Below are 18,612 nucleotides of genomic sequence, written 5' to 3' on the forward strand. Positions count from 1 at the left end.
TATTTAAATTATGAGAACAAACAACATGTGGTTACTGGTGGTCTTTTTAATGACCCTCCTTTTCAGCTGTTCGCGGCTGGAAGAAAAAACGCTAACCAGCGAATCCGAAAGAAGTCTTAAATCCAATGTTTCTGCGCAAGCCGTTACAAACTGGCCTCGGCCAACTCCAACATTACACGTAGGAGGAAAGTACCTCAAAGATCCCTGCGACAACAACATCGTCCTTCATGGGGTCGCCATTACTCCGAGCCCTTGGTTCAACGGCTGTCAATACGGTGCCAACTCAGGGTACTGTACCTGGGATAACTACAATGTACAAGGTGCCCTCAACTACAACAAAGCCGTCATCGACAAACTCACCAGCGCAGCCGATGGTTGGTACCTGAATTATATTCGTCTCCACATCGACCCTTATTGGACCAACGATCCAGGAGCGGCTATTCCTGAAAATGACATCTCAAGGTTTAACTATAATCGATTGGTTACCTACACCAACCAGGTTATTATTCCTTTGATCAATCACGCCCGTAGCCGAGGTATGTATGTCATCTTGCGTCCGCCGGGGGTATGCCCGCACCGTATTGCAGTGAATGATGCGTACCATACTTATCTGAAGACGGTATGGACTTTTCTTTCGCAGCACGCTTCACTGAAAAATGCAGACAATGTGATGTTTGAGTTGGCCAACGAGCCCGTAGAAATATTGGGAACAAATGGTACCTGGGGGATGACGGGCAACGAGCATTTCGCTGCGCTGAAAAATTTCTTCCAGCCTTTGGTAAATATTATCCGTAACAACGGTGCCAATAACGTATGTTGGATACCCGGTACCGGTTGGCAGTCCCATTACCAAGGCTATGTCAATAACCAGATTACTGGTGGTAACATCGGCTATGCGGTACATATATATCCGGGATACTGGGGTGGTGTCAATACCTATCAAGCCTTTCAAAATGCCTGGAATACCAATGTGAAACCTATTGCTGACATTGCGCCGATCGCCATTACAGAGACAGACTGGGCTCCACAAGGATATGGTACCTTCGGTACAGGTTACACCGGTACCGCCGGAGGCAATGGCTTTGGTGCAAATTTAAAGTATATTGTGGATCAATCCGGCAATGTGAGCTGGAATCTTCTTGCTCCGGACAATCTGCTCCATAAAGGGGATCCCAATGGTGGCACAGCCTACAACAACGATTGGGAAGCATGTGCTGCACCCAGCAAACAATGGTTTCAGCAATATGCTGCCTCCAATTATCCGATGTCTAACTGCAACGTCACTAGCCTGGTCAATAATGGCATTTACGAAATTGAATTCCAGACCGACGCTAACAAAGTCCTTGATTTAAAGTCAGGTCAGGATGCCGATGGTGCTGTACTCAGACCCTGGACTAGAAATGGTGCAAATGCGCAGCGCTGGGTAGCAATCGATGCCGGTAACGGATACTGGCGGTTTGTATCCAAGGCAAGTGCGAGCAATCGTTGCATTGATCTAGCGAGTAACAGCAATGCACTCGGAACCTCCATCCGCCTCTGGCAGAATTACAGCAATGATGCTCAGACATGGAAGGTAACGACTGTAGCAAATGGATATTACAAAATCGTATCAAAAGTCGATGCCACACGCGGATGGGATATCCCCAGCTGTACAATGGATGGGAACTCCAACCTGCAGCTTTGGGACTACTACGGTACATCCTGTCAATTGTTCAAATTCAAATTTATAGCGATGAACTAAATAATATCTTTTCGCGGTAAGCATAGCTTACCGCGAAATATGTTAATTTTAGAAATATAAAAAACTCCACGATGCATCAAACACCATTTAAAATCTTGCTATTCATCTTCCTGCTGGGGAACGTCTTAGGAACAGCAGCTTTCGCTCAAGACAAAAACTTTCATATATACCTTTGTTTTGGACAATCCAATATGGAGGGGCATGGCCAATTTGAGGCGCAGGACACCATTACTAATAGTCGGTTCCATGTACTTGCGGCAGTAGACTGCCCCGAATTAGGAAGGCAGTATGGCAACTGGTACCCCGCCCGGGCGCCGCTCACACGCTGCCACACCGGACTTACCCCCGCCGATTATTTTGGCAGAACACTTGTAGAAAATCTTCCCCAAAATGTCGAGATCGGTGTCATCAACGTTTCGGTAGGTGGCTGCCATATTCAATTATTTGACCAGGACAGCACCGCTAGCTATGTCGCAAATGCACCGGAGTGGATGAAATCCATGCTTGCTGCTTATGATAATAACCCGTATGAAAGACTTGTAGCATTAGCCAAGATTGCACAGCAGAAAGGTGTGATCAAAGGCATCTTACTTCATCAAGGCGAATCCAACACCGGCGATCGTGAATGGCCTAATAAGGTAAAAAAAGTCTATGGAAATCTATTGCACGATTTGAACTTGAAAGCAGAAGAAGTTCCCCTACTTGCTGGCGAACTCCTATCGGCGGAAGCCGGAGGCAAATGCGCAAGCATGAACAGCATCATCCAAACCTTGCCCACCACTGTACCGACAGCCCATATCATCTCCTCTGCAAGTTGTGAAGGCATAAGCGATGGGTTGCATTTCAGTCCCGCAGGATACCGACAGTTGGGTAAAAACTATGCGGCAAGCATGCTTAAGTTGCTAGCGAAAGCAAAAAAATAAAAAAGCTAGGGAATTAAATCCCTAGCTTTACAAGCTAATCAGCAGTATAGAATACTACATCTCGTTCGCATCATGTTGTCCGTTATGCTTAAAGCGAAGGAAATTACGATACAGTGCCTTTGACCATTAATTCCCAAAAATTTTGGCCAACTCCTGGTGTAAATTTTCACCTTTTATATTGATGGCGACAATGTTTCCTTTAGGATCCACCAGATAATTTTGTGGTACGGCACGTACGCCATACAACACCGCTGCCTCATTGCTCCAGCCCTTTAAATCTGCGACATGGACCCAGGGTAATCCATCATCCTTAATCGCTTTTAACCAAGCATTTTTCCCTTTTGTATCATCTAGCGAAACCGCCAGCACTTCCAGACCCTTACTTTTATATTTGTTGTATGCCTTCAATAAGTTGGGGTTTTCAGCACGGCAGGGACTACACCAGCTTGCCCAAAAGTCGATCAGCACATACTGACCCTTAAAATCGGATACTCTGATCATTTTCCCTTCGGTATCCGGCTGGGAAAAATCGGGTGCCTTATTGCCGATTTTCACACTTCTCTCCGCTAGGAAACGTGCTTCCAACTGTCGCGCATTTGTCATTTGACGCACTTCTTTGGACAGCTTCAAAAACAAAGGTTCGATCTCACTGAGCTTGCGTTTGTTGGCCGCATCAATAAGGGCGTCCACTGCAAAGATTGAATTGGGATTTTTGGCGGCGAACGCCAACTCTTTTACCCGACGGGCTTCAAAACGCGCCTCAAACTTTTCATGGATAGCCTTATACTGCTCGCTGGCATCAGGAGCATCTTGTTTCACAGCCGCGAAAGCCTTATTACCCGCATCAATAATATCCATAAAACCACCACCAATCTCATCTAAATAAGCGACATACGCCTTATGCAACGGCGACCCTTTTATGGAAGCGGTACGCAGCGAATCTCTGATGGTAATGTTATAAGTTTCATTGCCTAAATAGAAGTATAAACGGTCGCCAATATTCTGTGCGACCAATTTACCCTTACCTTCTTGATCAAAAACCATTCTGGAGTAAGCAGGCTCCTCTACTGTTCCTTTGAAACTAAACTTGCCATTCACAATAGCCGTCGAATCCGATGCCGGAAATCCATCTTTTGTATAATCCAAATACACTTTTTTACCATTGAAAGCTTCTGGTGCACTTCCATTGATCTGGAAATTTGCTTGCTGCGCAAATGATGCCATGGGTAAAAATGCCAGTGCCAAAGCCGCTATTTTTAAATTTTTCATGTTTATATGATTAGATTTTATTTTTATTCCTTATTACTTACGCCAAGTCATGTCCACAGGATTTCCTGGAATTCCTTCGATTTTTTTGACAAGTTCTCCATTTTTACCCACTTGGATATCGAGATAATAGAGTGTTCCCGCCGCCCCTACAATCAGGGTATTCTCATCATCCTCCAATTTGAGCATAGTAACCTCACCCTTGATATCTGTTTTTAATACCTGTACTTGTTCACTCAAAGGATTATAGCGAAAAACTTGATTTTGCGCTGCAACGTAAATATAACCACTACGACTTGCAAGCATTTTCGTCTCAGCAGTAATCCACTCTGGACGCACAAAAAGCCGTTTATGCCCCGACGTGAAGTTAAATGGACCGGCAAAATTCGCGTTGAACATCAACTCATAGATCTGACCATTAGCATTCTTAACATAAGCATAGGTATCCGCATTATTGATCTGAACTAGCTGTAACAAATCCATACCGACACTGGTAGGATTAAAAACATCTGAATTAATAGCACTGTACTGCGTGCCAAAATACATCGGTGAACCATAAAGATTAATGCGAACAAATTGTCGCTTATTTTTTTCAAAAGCAATTACAGTATAATTATTATTGGCAGTCGAAAGTACAAATTTCGAAGCCAAATCATACTCACCGTCCGCATAGGTACCGAACATCCCGTAGGTTGCCGATTGGTCCCATGTTGTCGTTGCCCCACCATAGAATTTATCATTGATGACCCCCATAAGTACCCCTTGTGGATGAGCTTGAAGGCTACCTACGTTAATGGTCGGCGGAGCCAAAAAGAAATTATCAAATAACGTCCCTGGCTTTAAACTTTCCTTTTTTAAGGTATTGACATTTAAGCGCACGCCGGCTTGCTTCGTAATAATCCAATAACCCAATGGCGTATTTCCCGTGAATTGATTCTTTACATAGTGCAACTGCAAAGGCTCGGCCGGTAAAGATTGTCCATTGATTACTTCATAAATATTAGGTTGCACACTGTTATCCTGTTTAATAAAAGAAAGTTTACTAACGCCCTGATCCTCTGTCAAGACCAATGTACCTCGAGAAAACTCCGTCACGCCCTGAATTTTAAATGGATAAAAATATTTCATCCCATTGGCTTTGTTTGTTACCGTAAGCCGAGCAGTATAACGTTTTGCTTCTAGCCCAAAAACTATTCTTAGCGCATTTCCTTTATAATGATTGGCTTCTGGCACAACTGCCTCTGGAACATCGATACGCCAGTCACATTCCAAATCTTCGGTAGCTATCCCCGTAATTTTAGGCTGTACAATCAGGCTATCTCCAGTCATTGCTTCATAAAGTGTATCTAAATTTTGTAACACCGGCGACTCAGGCATGTCGATAACATAATTTCCTTTGTCCTTGTAACAGGCCGATAATACCGTCAATACGACGATGCTCATGATCAATTTTTTCATTTTATCTAAGCTCCTTTCCTGATTCATCAATAAAGAAAAATTTACCTACTCCAGTATTTTTTTTCAGCAGAATTGGCCGATTAGGATTGTCTTTATGGTAGAAGATATAGCTTTGACCATTATCCTTGCTTTCCAGCACATAGCCTTTTTCAGGATGATCCGCAACCCATTTAAATGGATCGTTAAGCATTATGGTCAACAAGTTGGCAAAATATAGGTTCTTTGGTGCATCCAATCCATCGGTGGACAGTTGTCGCTGTTCTGTTGCTATGAAAAACAGCTGATGCCTTACCCGGGAATACTCACCCAATGGCGACCAATTATCCCACCAATTTGGCTTTTCAAGTTGTGCGGAAAGAATGATATAGGTTCGTATAAGCCGTGGATCATTAACACCAAAGTCTGGGCTCGCTTTCAATTTTAAGATGAGCGACACTGATTTTTCTTCTAAATCCCTAGTATTGTGAATAATTAAGGGGACATAACCAGTTCCACGATCTGATTCCAAAGGATATTCTGCGGCCAATGCTTCGTAATGCACATTGCTGCGTGCAGTGGATGAATCGTTCTCCACGTAAACCTGAAAATGCCGCTGGTTACCCACCCTATTGCCCATTAGCCGGACAGGTATATATAGCGTATCTGATGCTTTGGTCATTTCATAGGCAAAAGTATATACGATACTATCCCGTGCTTCCGAACTCAGATCGAAATAAACATTAGCAGCTGCGTCGTAGGTTTTTAGTTCTGTTTTCCGACAAGAAAAGAACAGAAAAAAAACAAAAGCAAGCAGTATATAACTATTTTTTTTCATACTATTTCTATATTAGCGTTGTCCATAAGTTATTTCATCACTCGGCAATGGCCATACAAAGATTTTTTGGTTTGCTGGAATGACGGTACCCTTTTCTCCAATAATAGGTGCGTTTAACCGCTTATACGCATAAAAAAGCTGCCCTTCGGCATACATCTCCTTACGGTATTCCTTCAATAATTCAGTACGGAATTTTGTTGCCGTTGATACGTCAGCAGGTTCTCCTATGCCGCGCTGTATACGTACCTGATTCAGATATTCTGCCGCTAAAGTCGGGTTGCCTTCATAGTTACATTCCGCAGCAATATAATAAAGCTCACTCAATCGGATCGCTGGCGCCATCAGATAATGTAGATTGGCCTCAAAATCATCACTGAAAGTGTTTCTATTGTATTTTACTAACGAACTTAAAGCCGTAGTGCCTACACTTACCGAACCGAACCATTGGGTATAACGCAGATCGCCACCACCGTTTCCACCAACTTCATAAATCGTTCGCCCTTCTTCTTTATCCAGATTCATCCGCCCTGTACTAAACCATTCTTGATTATACTCTCGATTCATTCCAGGAATATACCAGGCGAATAATAGCTCTTTGTATAGAATTCGGTCCTTCTTATCCTCCTTAACGGACTGAAAATCAGTATTATTAGTCCAGGGAAACTTTTTAGATGCTATCACCTCCAGGGCATTTGCTAAAGCGTTGGGTTTATCTCCCTTATAGAGATAAACTCGGGCTAGAGCACCACATACCGCATAATAATTCAATCGATGTCTTCTATTTTGCAAAAAGAGACTGCTGTTGCTCAATTCTGAGTTTGCCAAAGTATCCCTTACCGTCGGATACCCAACAACATAAGAAGCTGTGCGTATTGGATCTATCTTTAGTAAATCTTTCGCGATCTTCAGATCCGCAATAACAGAATCCAACACTACTGATACTTTGCTCAAAGGGGTTGTTTTATTCGAATATTTGGTGACATAAGGTATTGCATCTGCCTGCGCATTCACAATAGGCGCTGGAGCAAACAAACGTAAAGCATCGAAATGTAGGAAAGCACGCAGAGCCAGCGCCTCACCTTTGATCAAAGCGTAGTTGTCCCCGACAAACAGATTTTTTTTCCCATCGATTTCGGCTAACAAGAGATTTGCATTCACTATCCCATGATATAAACCTTTCCAGATATTGTCCTTGCGATCTTTAAAGCCACCATCATCGTATAAAAATCGAGCTGTCTTCTGATAATTAAGAGGATCATTGTTTGGAATGGTATAATTCTGCACCAGTACTTCAGGTGTCCCGATTGTTAATTCCTTGCCGTAGAGATCTCCGCCAGCACAGCGGGTATAGATTCCCAATAGCGCCTCCTTAAAACCATCTTCTGTAGTAAAGAGGAGGTCTTTTTCAACTTCACTTTGGGGTTGTATATCAAGCCACTTCTGGCAGGAAAACAAGCAGATACTGCAAAGTAAAACGATAAATATATTTTTCTTTTTCATATGTTAGTTCGTCTGTATGAAATAATGTTCACGAATAAGATTGCTATTAATCTAAATTCTTGATCTTAACAAACCTTATTTAAATCTAGCCTGTAACGTTAAGGTAACAGATCGTGCAAAAGGATAATTTATACCCCGCTCCTCCTTCACATTAGACCAGCGAAATATATCGTTGCCAATCAAGCCCACACGCAAACTTGCCAGCGCCAAGCGATTTGCAAAAGCTTGTTTCGCATCATAAGAAATATTCAGGGATTGCAATGCTAATAGATTGTCTGGCATTACAAAACGAGAAGACAATTCGCTTCGTCCCAAATCTTCAATACTTTTGAAGAACGTGTGATCACCCGGATTTTTCCAGCGTTCTTCAAGCACCCTAGCATCTACATTGTAGCGTGGGTCTGCATTTTCGACGCGATCCACAAGGGTTTGGTTATAGGTCTTCCCTCCCATACGCGTTTGGAAATAGGCTACCAACATCCACTGTTGATAACGTAAGGTACCACCGAAAGATCCCTCCATTTTTGGTGTCGCTACCCCAACTACCGCAATATCGCGTGGATCCCAGGTATATGTGAGGGTGCCATCGCGTTTTACAAAGACCTCCCGTCCGCTTTCAGGATCTACACCCAAAGACGGAACAGCATAAATAGCGTCCATTGACTGTCCTTCCTCATAGCGCAACAAGGGAACAGCTTTATATTCGTCTTTCTGCTGTTCATCATCTGCACGTTCATTGTAACTCTTCAATGCATTGGAAATACGCACGATTTTATTGCGATTCTGTACAAGATTAGCCAGCAAGCTCAAGGTCCATTTCTCAGTTTTAATCGCCTGCCAATTGACGCCCAGCTCGATTCCCTTGTTCTCCATATCGCCTAGATTTTCCTTATACGAACTAAATCCTGTTGAAGGGGCGATATTAATGTCCGCCAAAATATCTTTTGTAATTTTACTATAGTTTCGCAATGAAAACGTCAATCTGTTACTCCAAAAGCCGATATCAACACCTAGGTCCACCGACTGCGTCCTTTGCCAAGCTAGATTCTCGTTGCCATAATTACGTACCGTACTTCCTAATCCCGACGAGTACCAATTGTTTTTATCATAAGAATAGGTAACGCGCGACATATAAGGGTCAAATTGAACAGACCCCGTCAACCCAACAGTAGCACGAAGACGTAGCTGACTGATCACCTTTGTCGCAAACCATTTTTCATTATGTATATTCCAGCCGATTCCTGTTGACCAAAAAGGTGCTGTCCGCTTATTTGCACCAAACTTTGACGAACCGTCGATGCGTAAGGTCGCATCAAAAAGATAGCGGTTGTCATAACTATAATTACCACTTAAGAAAGATCCAAAGAGACGGGAAGCGCCCACATTCGTCTGCGGACTTTTTCCTTCTTCATAACCTTTCGCAAAACCAATATCAGTAAAGCGGTCATTCGGAAAACCAATCGCTTTGAAGTAGCGTTCATCATAACTCTCTGTTCTTATATTGGCACCAGCAATCATATTGAAATAATGCTTCCCTATATTTCGGTCCCAATTCAAACGTATATTTCCATCCCAATACAATTCGTTGTTACTATAACTTCCATAACTTCCTCTTTCATCTGCCCTTGAAGTTTCGTAAGAATAAAACTCGTTGGACAGCGGCGAGCGGAAATCATCCCCCGTATTCATCCGTTTCAGCAAAGAAAGCAATCCCCTAAGGCGCAAGCCCTTACCGAGATCAACGTCAGCAGAAAGGTTATTCAATAATTCGGTATAGCCCGATTTGTTATAGCTGCTCAATGTTGCGTCATATGCAGGATTAAGGACATACTCCTCATTTCTATTTCCTGAAGGATCTACCCTGATCCAACGATCCGATAATTGTGTAATATTACCTTGATCGTCTTTCAGTCTATAGTAAGGATTCATTTTAACAAAGTTCTCAAAACTACCATAAGGAGATTCCCGGCCGTCGACGACGGTAATGGAGAGCTCATTTTGAAAACGAATTTTATTTTTTGGATTGTAACTAAAATTTAATCCGCCGGAATACTGGTTTCTGCCCGAACCTTTCATCACGCCCGGACGCGTCTGATAACGCATGTCCACACCATAGCGAAAAGTTTTCGCACCACCTTCCAAGAAAACGCCATGCTTTTGCCCGACTGCTGTACGTACAGGTTGCGATAGCCAATAGGTATCTATTCCTCCAAGCACATTTGCGAGTTTATGATAGTATAGTTCATCCAATACGTCCTGCGATTGACGTTGTTTCTGCCCATCATACAGCCCGGCAAGCTTCTCATAAGCGAGCTTATCTGGTGCATTCAATAAGTCATAGCCAGACAAATCTGGCATGTTGACATTGGTTTCATGTGTGTATGTGACTTGCAGTTTACCATCTTTGGGAGCTTTAGTAACGATTACCATTACCCCATTGGCTGCACGCGAGCCGTAAATAGCACTTGCAGCCGCATCTTTCAATGTGGTGACACTCTCAATGCGTGTCATATCTAGATCCATTACTTTTTCCAGACTCACTTCAAAACCATCCAAGATAAAAGCAGGCAAATTCATAGTCGTCGTAACATTATCACGTCTCAGAACATCTGTACTTCCACTGGGCAATGCCGAGGACCCACGCACATTAATATTAGGCAGGGCATTTGGGTTGGACCCGGCTAAGTTATTAGGTAATATCTTAAATGATGGATCAAACACCTGCATAGCCTGCAGCACATTCTGCGGATTGACCTGCCGCAGTTCATCGCCACTTTTGGTAATAGCAGTTCCGGTATACGAATCTTTCTTTAGCACCTGATAACCAGTAACAACGACTTGTTCCAGTGCATTCGCCTCTTCTTCCATCACAATGCTATATTCATCTTTGTTTTCGACCAAAGCGAGGGTAAAGTTTTTATAACCAACCCGACTTAATGTAAGCGGTTGCATTGTGCTAACAAAGGAAAAACGTCCCTCTTGGTCGGCTACTGCGATGGTATTGCCCAGCTGTGAAATATTCACTCCGGAAAGAGGCATCCGGTCTTTTCCCAGTACTTGTCCCCGGATCTGTCTTTGGAATGATTTTTCCCCTTGCGGAGGGCTTTTGGGCTCCGATCTCCGTGAGCTTGTTTTTTTTTCCAGGAAAATAGTCTTGGATTCAATCGTGTAGCCGATTTCCTGCGGAATTAGAATTTTATCAAGAAATAATTTAAGGGGCATTTTGTCTGCTTTAATTGAAATTGGCTTTGCCGATTCCAATATCTTTTTGGCTCCGAGCACCTCATAGTTCGTCTGAAGTTTGACAACCTGCAGCACATCCATCAGTGGAATATTGCGCCCGGCATAGGTTACGGTCTGCGCATTTACCTTATGGCCCAGCTGGACTAAGACAGCAAAAAGTAGCCATAAAAAGGGTCTTGTCGCTTGTGAAAAACAACTTAATTTCATTAATTCTAGTTAGTTTAGTTAGGTTAGATTGCAGGATCCATTGCTTAGATGATAGGATTCACTGCCCAATTTGTTAATTCATAATGTATGGTAATGTATAATTTTACGTTTTTTACTGCCCTCCTTTCTGTTCTTTAGGATCACTTTTTTCAATGATGAGTTTACCATCGTCCGTCAAATGGTATGACAGATCCTGGTCTTTCAATATTTTCAGGATAGTTGATAATTTACTCGTTCTGAATGTTCCGCCGAAGAAGGAAACATCGGGTACATCGCCCTTATAGATTACATCAATTGCATACCATCGGGACAGTTCATCCATAACCTGCCGAAGTGATTTCCCGTCAAAGTTAAATTTACCGTATATCCAGGCGATTTCCTGCTGTATGTTGACCGGATGCTTAATCAGCTCCGTTCCCGTATTAACCGACTGATCGCCTGGCAGCAGGGTTACTTTTTGGCCTTTGACAAGCTCCTTTACCTGCACTTTACCCTCCAGCAAAGTTGTTTTTGTCTGTGTTGCTGTCGGATAGGCATTGATATTAAAGTGTGTTCCAAGTACCTGTACCTGCTGATTTTGGGTGTGGACCATAAAAGGTTGATCTTTCCGTTTTTTAACTTCAAAATAGGCCTCGCCCAAGAGACTGACCTCGCGTCTGTCTTTTGCGAATACCGTTGGATAAGAAAGTATTGTTCCGGCATTTAATTTCACCTGAGTACCATCGGGCAAAGTGACATCATAAGTACCGCCACGCGGAGTTTCTATTTTTGCAGACACCGCAGCATTGATCGACGCCACTTTGTGACCATCGTCGTAGCGTATGCCGCTCCCATCGATAACCACTTGTTTTTCGTCCCTATTCAAAACATATTGTCTGCCGTCTGAGAGCGTTATAATCGCCTGACGGGAAGCCGGAAGGCGGTCATTTACAGCGCCGAGATGGGTTTGAACGGGTCGGCTGTTATCCTGGTTCCAATACCACACAACCGAAAGCGCCAACAGCACACTTGCCGCAGCAAGGTAAGGCCATAGACGCTTCATTAGTCCTTGCCTACTCTTTGAAGAACGGAAGGAAAGTTTAGCTTTTATCGACTCAAAATTACGTTGCTTTTCAAATTGCTGCAAACTGGCATATCCTTTACGCCGCTGCGCCTCATCCAGACAGCGTTGATAGATGTGTTTGTTCATTGCGGATTCCTGTAGCCAGCCCTCCAGAAAAAGGCGGTCTTCGTCGCTAAGCGATCCCCGCATTTCATGGAGGACAAGCGAACTGATATGAATAAGTTTTTCTTCTTCTTTAGGATCCATTTCGAACTATTTCATCTATAGATACCACACCAATTAAAAAAAGTACTAAAGGCAATAAAAAAAAATTAAATTTTTCCAAAAAGAACGATTAACGAGAGCAAATAATTAAAGGAATCGCGTGTTAAATGTTGACGTAGAAGGCCTAGGGCACGTAATTTTTGATTTTTTACCGTTTGAATATTTAGCTGTAATAGATCCGCAATTTCCTGATTGCTGTTGCCTGCGAGGTAGCTCAGCTGAATAATTTCACGTGCTTTTGGAGGTAGCTTCTGAATGGCATCGTATAGTTCGGCCATTGTTTCGGCATAAACAAGCTCATGCAAATGGGATTTTTGATCCGGCTCCTGTAGCGCCACATAACTATCGACCCGATTTAATCTTCGCTTCCGGGCGGTCTGGTGATTGATTCCTACATGACGCGTAGCCTGATAAAGGGCTGCCTTCAGATGTGATAAACTTTCAAAGCGCCGCCTGCTCTGCCACAAGCGGATAAATCCCTCTTCGGCAATATCTTCAGCTTCTTTACTTTCATCCACAAAGTTCGATGCATATAAACAAATGCGACTAAAATAACGGTTGTATACATGCGCACAGGCACGCTCCTCTCCATTCAGAAAGTCATCAAGCAGCTCTTTTTCGCTCGTATAATTCATCGGTAGATCGGTTTAGCAAGCAGTTAATCTTTTCGTGGACAAAGATAACTAAAAAGAATGGATACTTCCTATGGCCGACCTATTTCTAGATTTTTCCTATTATTTTTTCTTAATTTTCGTGTATTAAGCCATAAATTTTTCAGCAAACCGCATAAAAAACAAGCCAAGGTCAATAATTTATTCAGAACTGTTTCGTTACCCTTGTTTTTCTGTTAACAAATCCGCTACCTTTGAGCTGTGGCTTTGCAAAGCAAAACCTAATCCAATAAATCAACCTATTTGCAATATGACACCTTATTCCAAAAAATTTCCTGAAAGCACCTTCCTCCAATACCTCATTATTTGGACAATTTTGTGCTTATTCACATGCGACAATTACTGCTTAGCACAGCGCAAGCAGACCGCTGACCGCGAGATACCGAGGTCTATTATTGACCGGGCGCTAGCTGCTTCCATAAAAATGTTCGGTATAGACAGTGTGAGCGGTCAACAAAACAGTGCGCCTTTCAGTGGAGTCATCGTGTGTCCGGATGGTTCGATCCTCACTGTGGCGCATTCTACGAAGCCTGGCAATTTCTATCGTGTGATTTTTCCTGATGGCAAGCAGGGGCTTGCCAAAGCGCTCGGACGTCTGGTCGTCGACCAACAGACCAACTTGCCCGATATTGCCATGATGAAGATGCAGGGCGAAGGCCCCTGGCCTTTTGCCGAAATGGGCTGGTCCTCAACCATCTCTGAAAACCAACGCTGCTTTGGACTATCCTATCCTGAAACGCTGCCCTTCAATACGCCCTTTCTCCGTGCTGGACGCATTCTAAAAAAAATGGATGACTATGGTTTCATTCAAAGCAGCAGTATCATGGAGCCCGGTGATTCCGGCGGTCCATTATTTGACGCCTTAGGCCGCGTAATTGGTCTACATAGCCGTATCGATGCTGCAGAGGGCATCAATTTTGAGGTACCTGTAAACAGCTATCGCATGTATTGGCGCTCCCTGACCCACCCGGTTGCAATTAATAGCTATCCCACTGCTACTGATTCAATCGGTAGCGATCCCTTAGCGAAAAAACTCATGGTATTGGGACTCAAAAAACCGGCACAAGATCCCAAAACAAAGGTTCAGTCTATCCCCATCCGTAGTACATTACATGGCAATAACATGGATATATTAGGCACTGCATTTAACCTGACAAACAATAAGCAGGTGATCTTATCCAAAAGCAGCCAGGTTGGTGCCGCACCAATCGCCGAAATTCACAACAGCACCTATGCCTTGAAAATCTTATTCAGGGATGAAAAAAACGACCTGATAGCACTTGTGAGCAACCATAAATTTCCAGCAGTCACTGCATCGAAGATAATCGGACAAGGCGTTTCTGATTCTTTACTCGGAATAAAGTTGTGGTCGCTCCTTGCCGCCAATCAGCGTAAAAGCGGAGTCCTCGGCATGTCGCCCCAAACGTTCCCACGAATTCCCATCCCGGGAACTTTCGATGCACAGATGCAGGAAATCCAAGGCCTTCCAACCTTAACAAAAGTAGACAGCATGGGTGCTGCAGACCGAGCTGGACTGCGCGCCGGCGATGGAATAATTGCATTAAACGGTCATGATGTAGCGAGCGCCGCTAAAATCAACGCGGCGATGCAACAATTTTATGCAGGTGATACACTCCAAGTTCACTTCCGACGCGGGATGACCGAGTTACATACGAAGATCATTCTTTCCAGATGGAACCTTCGGGAAAATCCACATCCTGCAAACAACATTCCTCAAGGAAAGTCATTGCGAAGGGATAATTTTCCGCGCGTATTTATCCACGATTCTCGTATTCATTCCGACGAATGTGGGAGTCCGATCATCGATGGCAATGGAAACTTCATAGGCATCAACATTGCACGTTTTAGTCATACAGCCTGCCTCGCTATCCCACGAGACACGGTCATGGACTTTTTATCCAGCATACAAAACATGCTTTAGCAGCAGAAGAGATTAAAACTTTACGTGATTTTTAATACCATCGCGATATTGTTTTGAGCCAAACTATCGGGTATGGAGACTTGAAGAGCATTATCGAGTTGCTGATATGAAATCCGAGCATCACATCCGAGCATCTGTATTCGCCTTACTGTTCTCGAATTCGGTGCCGAACGGCCTAATGACTTAATTTTTATTTGTTTTTCGGTCGCTGTTCCCATAATAAAGGCATACAAAACATTTCCCTTTGTTGTAAAACGGACATCATCGCTGGTAAAAGCTTTTCCTTTTCCTTCGTTGAAGCCCTGAACACTCAATGACGGAGCCTCCTCCTGTGCAGGTCCCTCCCCAAAGATAAACCATGGTCTCGTTCCGATAATGGCTTCTTTATGCACCGCCATCCAACTTCCTATTCCCTCGACGACCTCCTTTGCCCGGTCGTCGATAGAACCATCACCGCGTAAGGGTACACTTAACAATAAATTACCATTTTTACTGACCACATCAATCAACATATGAATAACGGTTTTGGCAGATTTATAGTGATTATTATCGTAAATCCGTCGATCATAATGCCATGAACCAATACAGGTACAGGTCTGCCAGGGGTGCGGTTCAATGGTATTGCTCTGTCCGCGTTCGATATCCCATACCAGGCATTTCCGTTGCTGTTCGTTCAGGATTTTACCGTTGATGACCACATTGACCTTACCCTTATTTGCCTGCATGCTCTTATTATAAAAATCGGCTGCTATTTCCAGTCCAACATTGCTTACCGGCCAGAGTGGCAGGACGGTATCATCAAAGTAAACCATGTCGGGTTTGTAGTTGTCCATCAGTTCCAGCGTGCGTGCTTTAAAATTTTCACAGTACGCTTTGTTAGGTACGCTCACGCCGGAGGCGACATCCCAATGCCACTGCCGATGAACCGTGTTGTCGTCTTTGCTATCCAAACTAGGCTCATGATCCTGTGCGTAGAGTTCCTGTGGATCGTAATCCGCCCACCATTTTCCTGCGCCATCTTTCTTTGTCAACTTCCCATCGTAAGGTACTCCGGCAAACTTTCCAGCTTTATCACTTCGTTGCGCTGTTTCGTACCAGGTCCAGGCATGCGCTGCGTGAACGCTCACACCAAATTTGAGCCCTCGCTTTTTAGCAGCACGTTCCCATCCGCCAACAATATCTTTTTTGGGGCCGACATTGACACTATTCCATTGATGATGACTGCTGCGATAAAGATCCAGATTATCATGATGATTAGCCAAAGCCATAAAATATTGGGCTCCGGCATTTTGATACAGTTCCATTAACTCTTCTGGATTCCAATTTTCGGCCTTCCACTGATGAATAATATCCTTAAAGCCAAACACCGAAGGATGTCCATATTTTTCGATGTGGTAATTATACTGATCGGACCCCTCCTGATACATGCCCCGGGCATACCAATCCCCGCGCTCGGGCTGACACTGTGGTCCCCAATGCGCCCAGATACCAAATTTGGCATCCCTGAACCACTCAGGCACCTGATAGTTTTCTAGTGAACGCCAGTTGGGATGAAAAGGAGCTTTTCCCAGATGAACCTGGGCAAGGCTAAATTTACTCAGGAAAAGGCTCGGAATAGTCGCGCCGAGACATTTAATTGCTGTTCTTCTATCCATTGTAATCTGAACTTCGATCGGAATGCTTTGAGCCCAAACTGCTGGACAAAATCATTCGGTTTATAATTTGTTATTTTATCTAAAATCAAAAATAACTGTATTGTTCTAGGAAAGAAACTACATAATCGATCAATACTAGTACAATATCGACACAGGATTCTTTTTGTTCGGTTGATTCCCAAAAAAGGTGCCCTAAAAAGGACACCTCCACCTAACACTAACTATGAATAAATAAAAACATATATTTTCCCAGATCAATTGTTCATGTCATTCCCTTTCAAATTTTTGTTATTGTCCAGTTCTGCCTGCGGGAAAGGATAGTACATGGCTTTTGGCGACCAGCCCCCTTTCTTTAAAGGCTCCAGCCAGGCGGGATCAGCCATACCCCAACGCAGAAGGTCAAAATACCGTTGATATTCACCCAAGAACTCGACGAATCGCTCATGTACGATGATATTTTTGACCGTGTTTAATGAAACACCATTTTTTACTAAACCCTGCGCGAGCAACCCATCCACATCGGGAATTGTCCCATTGGATTTTTGGTACCACAGGTGTGGCTGCTCATCGGGGACGATATTATTGGCGCGTTTACGCACCAGGTTGATGTATTGTTTCGCTCCTGTAACATCCCCCCGTTCATTGAGACACTCAGCATACAGTAGCAACACATCACTATAGCGAAAAATACGATCATTGTTGCCATTATCAAAGTCCGCTATCTGAACATCCGGACAATATTTCCGGGTACCAAAGTAATCTTTATTGGTCGCCAGGTTTTTCATCCAGTCTGTATAGTTCGTGACCTTACCATCCAGTTGTGTAAACTTTGCGCCATTCTCGCACCATAACGTCATATATTTACGAGGGTCTCCATCTTCAAATTCATCATGAGCCATTTTATTGGGCGCCAGATTCCACCAGGCCCCACCTGTTCCGTCAAACATTCCGATTTCCTGCCAGCGCCATGAACTCGAAATATCGTCCCCTAGCCAACCTGGACCATTATAAAGCTGTATTTCAAAAACAGACTCCTGATTATTCTCTTTCGTTTCCAAAAAATTATCTCTGTAAGAAGACATCAATTGATACTCCTTGCTTTCAATAACGCCTTTCAATTGGATCTCGGCATTTGCAAAATCTGCGGTTTGTCCTTTTGCTAGGATGGGTTTATAAAGGTAAGTTTTAGCTAGATAAGCCTGAGCAGCACCTTTGGTTGCCCTACCGATCATTTTACTGTCGGCATAAAGTGCTGCGCGCGTTGGCAACAATTCTGATGCTTTCTTAAAATCATCCACAATCAGCGCAAATACTGCACCCGTGGGTGCGTTGCCTGGATAATAATCTTCATTTGTTTCAACAGGTTTATTCATTAGCGGAATGGTTTCTCCAAACAGCATTCCCAGGTGTAAATAGTTCAGCGCTCTCAAAAAATGCGCTTCTCCCAACAGTCTATTCTTTCTATTCTGGTCTATTTCACCCTCAAACTTCTGAATACGGTCGATGGCTAAATTTGCCGCGAACACCCCGTTCCAAAAATCTCTCCAGGTCTGGGCGGCCATCCCGTCACTTGCAGGGGTATTGTAGCTATCCTGATACATAGGTTCCCATTTGAAGGTATGGTTATAATCGTCCCCAGGAGCCAAAAGTTCGTAATACAAACTACGTGCATATCCCCCCTGCGTACGGCCGATTAGAGCCTGATAGGCAGGTATGACTGAGTTTTCCAATTGATCTGCTGTCTTATAATAGGTGTCTGTCGACAATTCCTGCGGGTTGGAGAGATCCAGATTCGGTTTGCAGCCCGAAAACTGTATCAACAAAACAGCAGCTGCTAGTTTTATATAGTGTCTATTCATGATGTC

The 18,612-nt window shown here is 43.6% G+C and carries 12 protein-coding genes; 3 read left to right on the forward strand and 9 right to left on the reverse strand.

Going from position 1 to position 18,612, the window contains the following annotated elements; all coding sequences use genetic code 11:
* The first annotated feature begins 10 nt into the window (after positions 1–10).
* Positions 11–1,741 (forward strand): RICIN domain-containing protein, encoded by a 1,731-nt coding sequence (locus tag ABTV71_RS15905; RefSeq protein ID WP_433900232.1) that lies wholly within the window; start codon positions 11–13, stop codon positions 1,739–1,741.
* A gap of 95 nt (positions 1,742–1,836) precedes the next feature.
* On the forward strand, positions 1,837–2,664 hold the full coding sequence (locus ABTV71_RS15910) for a sialate O-acetylesterase (protein ID WP_433900233.1): 828 nt from the start codon (positions 1,837–1,839) through the stop codon (positions 2,662–2,664).
* A gap of 126 nt (positions 2,665–2,790) precedes the next feature.
* Here the strand turns inward: ABTV71_RS15910 and ABTV71_RS15915 are convergent, their stop codons facing one another.
* From ABTV71_RS15915 to ABTV71_RS15945, 7 genes are all read right to left on the reverse strand, one after another.
* Complete coding sequence (locus tag ABTV71_RS15915; protein ID WP_433900234.1) at positions 2,791–3,933, reverse strand: redoxin domain-containing protein; 1,143 nt, start codon at positions 3,931–3,933, stop codon at positions 2,791–2,793.
* Positions 3,934–3,966: 33 nt separating this feature from the next.
* The gene (locus ABTV71_RS15920) at positions 3,967–5,388 is read right to left on the reverse strand and encodes a PKD-like family lipoprotein (protein WP_433900235.1); all 1,422 of its coding nucleotides are present in this window, start codon (positions 5,386–5,388) and stop codon (positions 3,967–3,969) included.
* Between the two features lies 1 nt (position 5,389).
* Positions 5,390–6,202, reverse strand: a complete 813-nt coding sequence (locus ABTV71_RS15925) for a DUF4843 domain-containing protein (protein ID WP_433900236.1) — start codon at positions 6,200–6,202, stop codon at positions 5,390–5,392.
* A 12-nt stretch (positions 6,203–6,214) separates the two neighbouring features.
* Entirely contained in the window at positions 6,215–7,702 is a 1,488-nt protein-coding gene (locus ABTV71_RS15930) for a RagB/SusD family nutrient uptake outer membrane protein (protein ID WP_121123003.1), read from the reverse strand.
* Positions 7,703–7,777: 75 nt separating this feature from the next.
* Positions 7,778–11,152: a SusC/RagA family TonB-linked outer membrane protein gene (locus ABTV71_RS15935; protein WP_121123001.1), complete on the reverse strand. Its 3,375-nt coding sequence runs from the start codon at positions 11,150–11,152 to the stop codon at positions 7,778–7,780.
* A 112-nt stretch (positions 11,153–11,264) separates the two neighbouring features.
* On the reverse strand, positions 11,265–12,461 hold the full coding sequence (locus ABTV71_RS15940; protein ID WP_433900237.1) for a FecR family protein: 1,197 nt from the start codon (positions 12,459–12,461) through the stop codon (positions 11,265–11,267).
* 65 nt (positions 12,462–12,526) lie between these two features.
* On the reverse strand, positions 12,527–13,114 hold the full coding sequence (locus ABTV71_RS15945) for an RNA polymerase sigma factor (RefSeq protein ID WP_433900238.1): 588 nt from the start codon (positions 13,112–13,114) through the stop codon (positions 12,527–12,529).
* 286 nt (positions 13,115–13,400) lie between these two features.
* Between ABTV71_RS15945 and ABTV71_RS15950 the strand changes: the two genes are divergently transcribed.
* Positions 13,401–15,092 carry a trypsin-like peptidase domain-containing protein gene (locus ABTV71_RS15950; protein WP_433900239.1) on the forward strand — a complete coding sequence of 564 codons (1,692 nt, stop codon included), beginning with the start codon at positions 13,401–13,403 and terminating at the stop codon, positions 15,090–15,092.
* 20 nt (positions 15,093–15,112) lie between these two features.
* Here ABTV71_RS15950 and ABTV71_RS15955 read toward each other — a convergent pair whose 3' ends face one another.
* Both ABTV71_RS15955 and ABTV71_RS15960 read right to left on the reverse strand, forming a co-directional pair.
* A complete protein-coding gene (locus tag ABTV71_RS15955) occupies positions 15,113–16,747 on the reverse strand; it encodes an alpha-L-fucosidase (RefSeq protein WP_433900240.1) in 1,635 nt (544 codons plus the stop codon).
* Between the two features lie 254 nt (positions 16,748–17,001).
* Entirely contained in the window at positions 17,002–18,606 is a 1,605-nt protein-coding gene (locus tag ABTV71_RS15960; protein WP_433900241.1) for a RagB/SusD family nutrient uptake outer membrane protein, read from the reverse strand.
* Positions 18,607–18,612: the final 6 nt, after the last annotated feature.

Source organism: Sphingobacterium puteale (assembly GCF_050986225.1).
GTDB lineage: Bacteria > Bacteroidota > Bacteroidia > Sphingobacteriales > Sphingobacteriaceae > Sphingobacterium > Sphingobacterium puteale.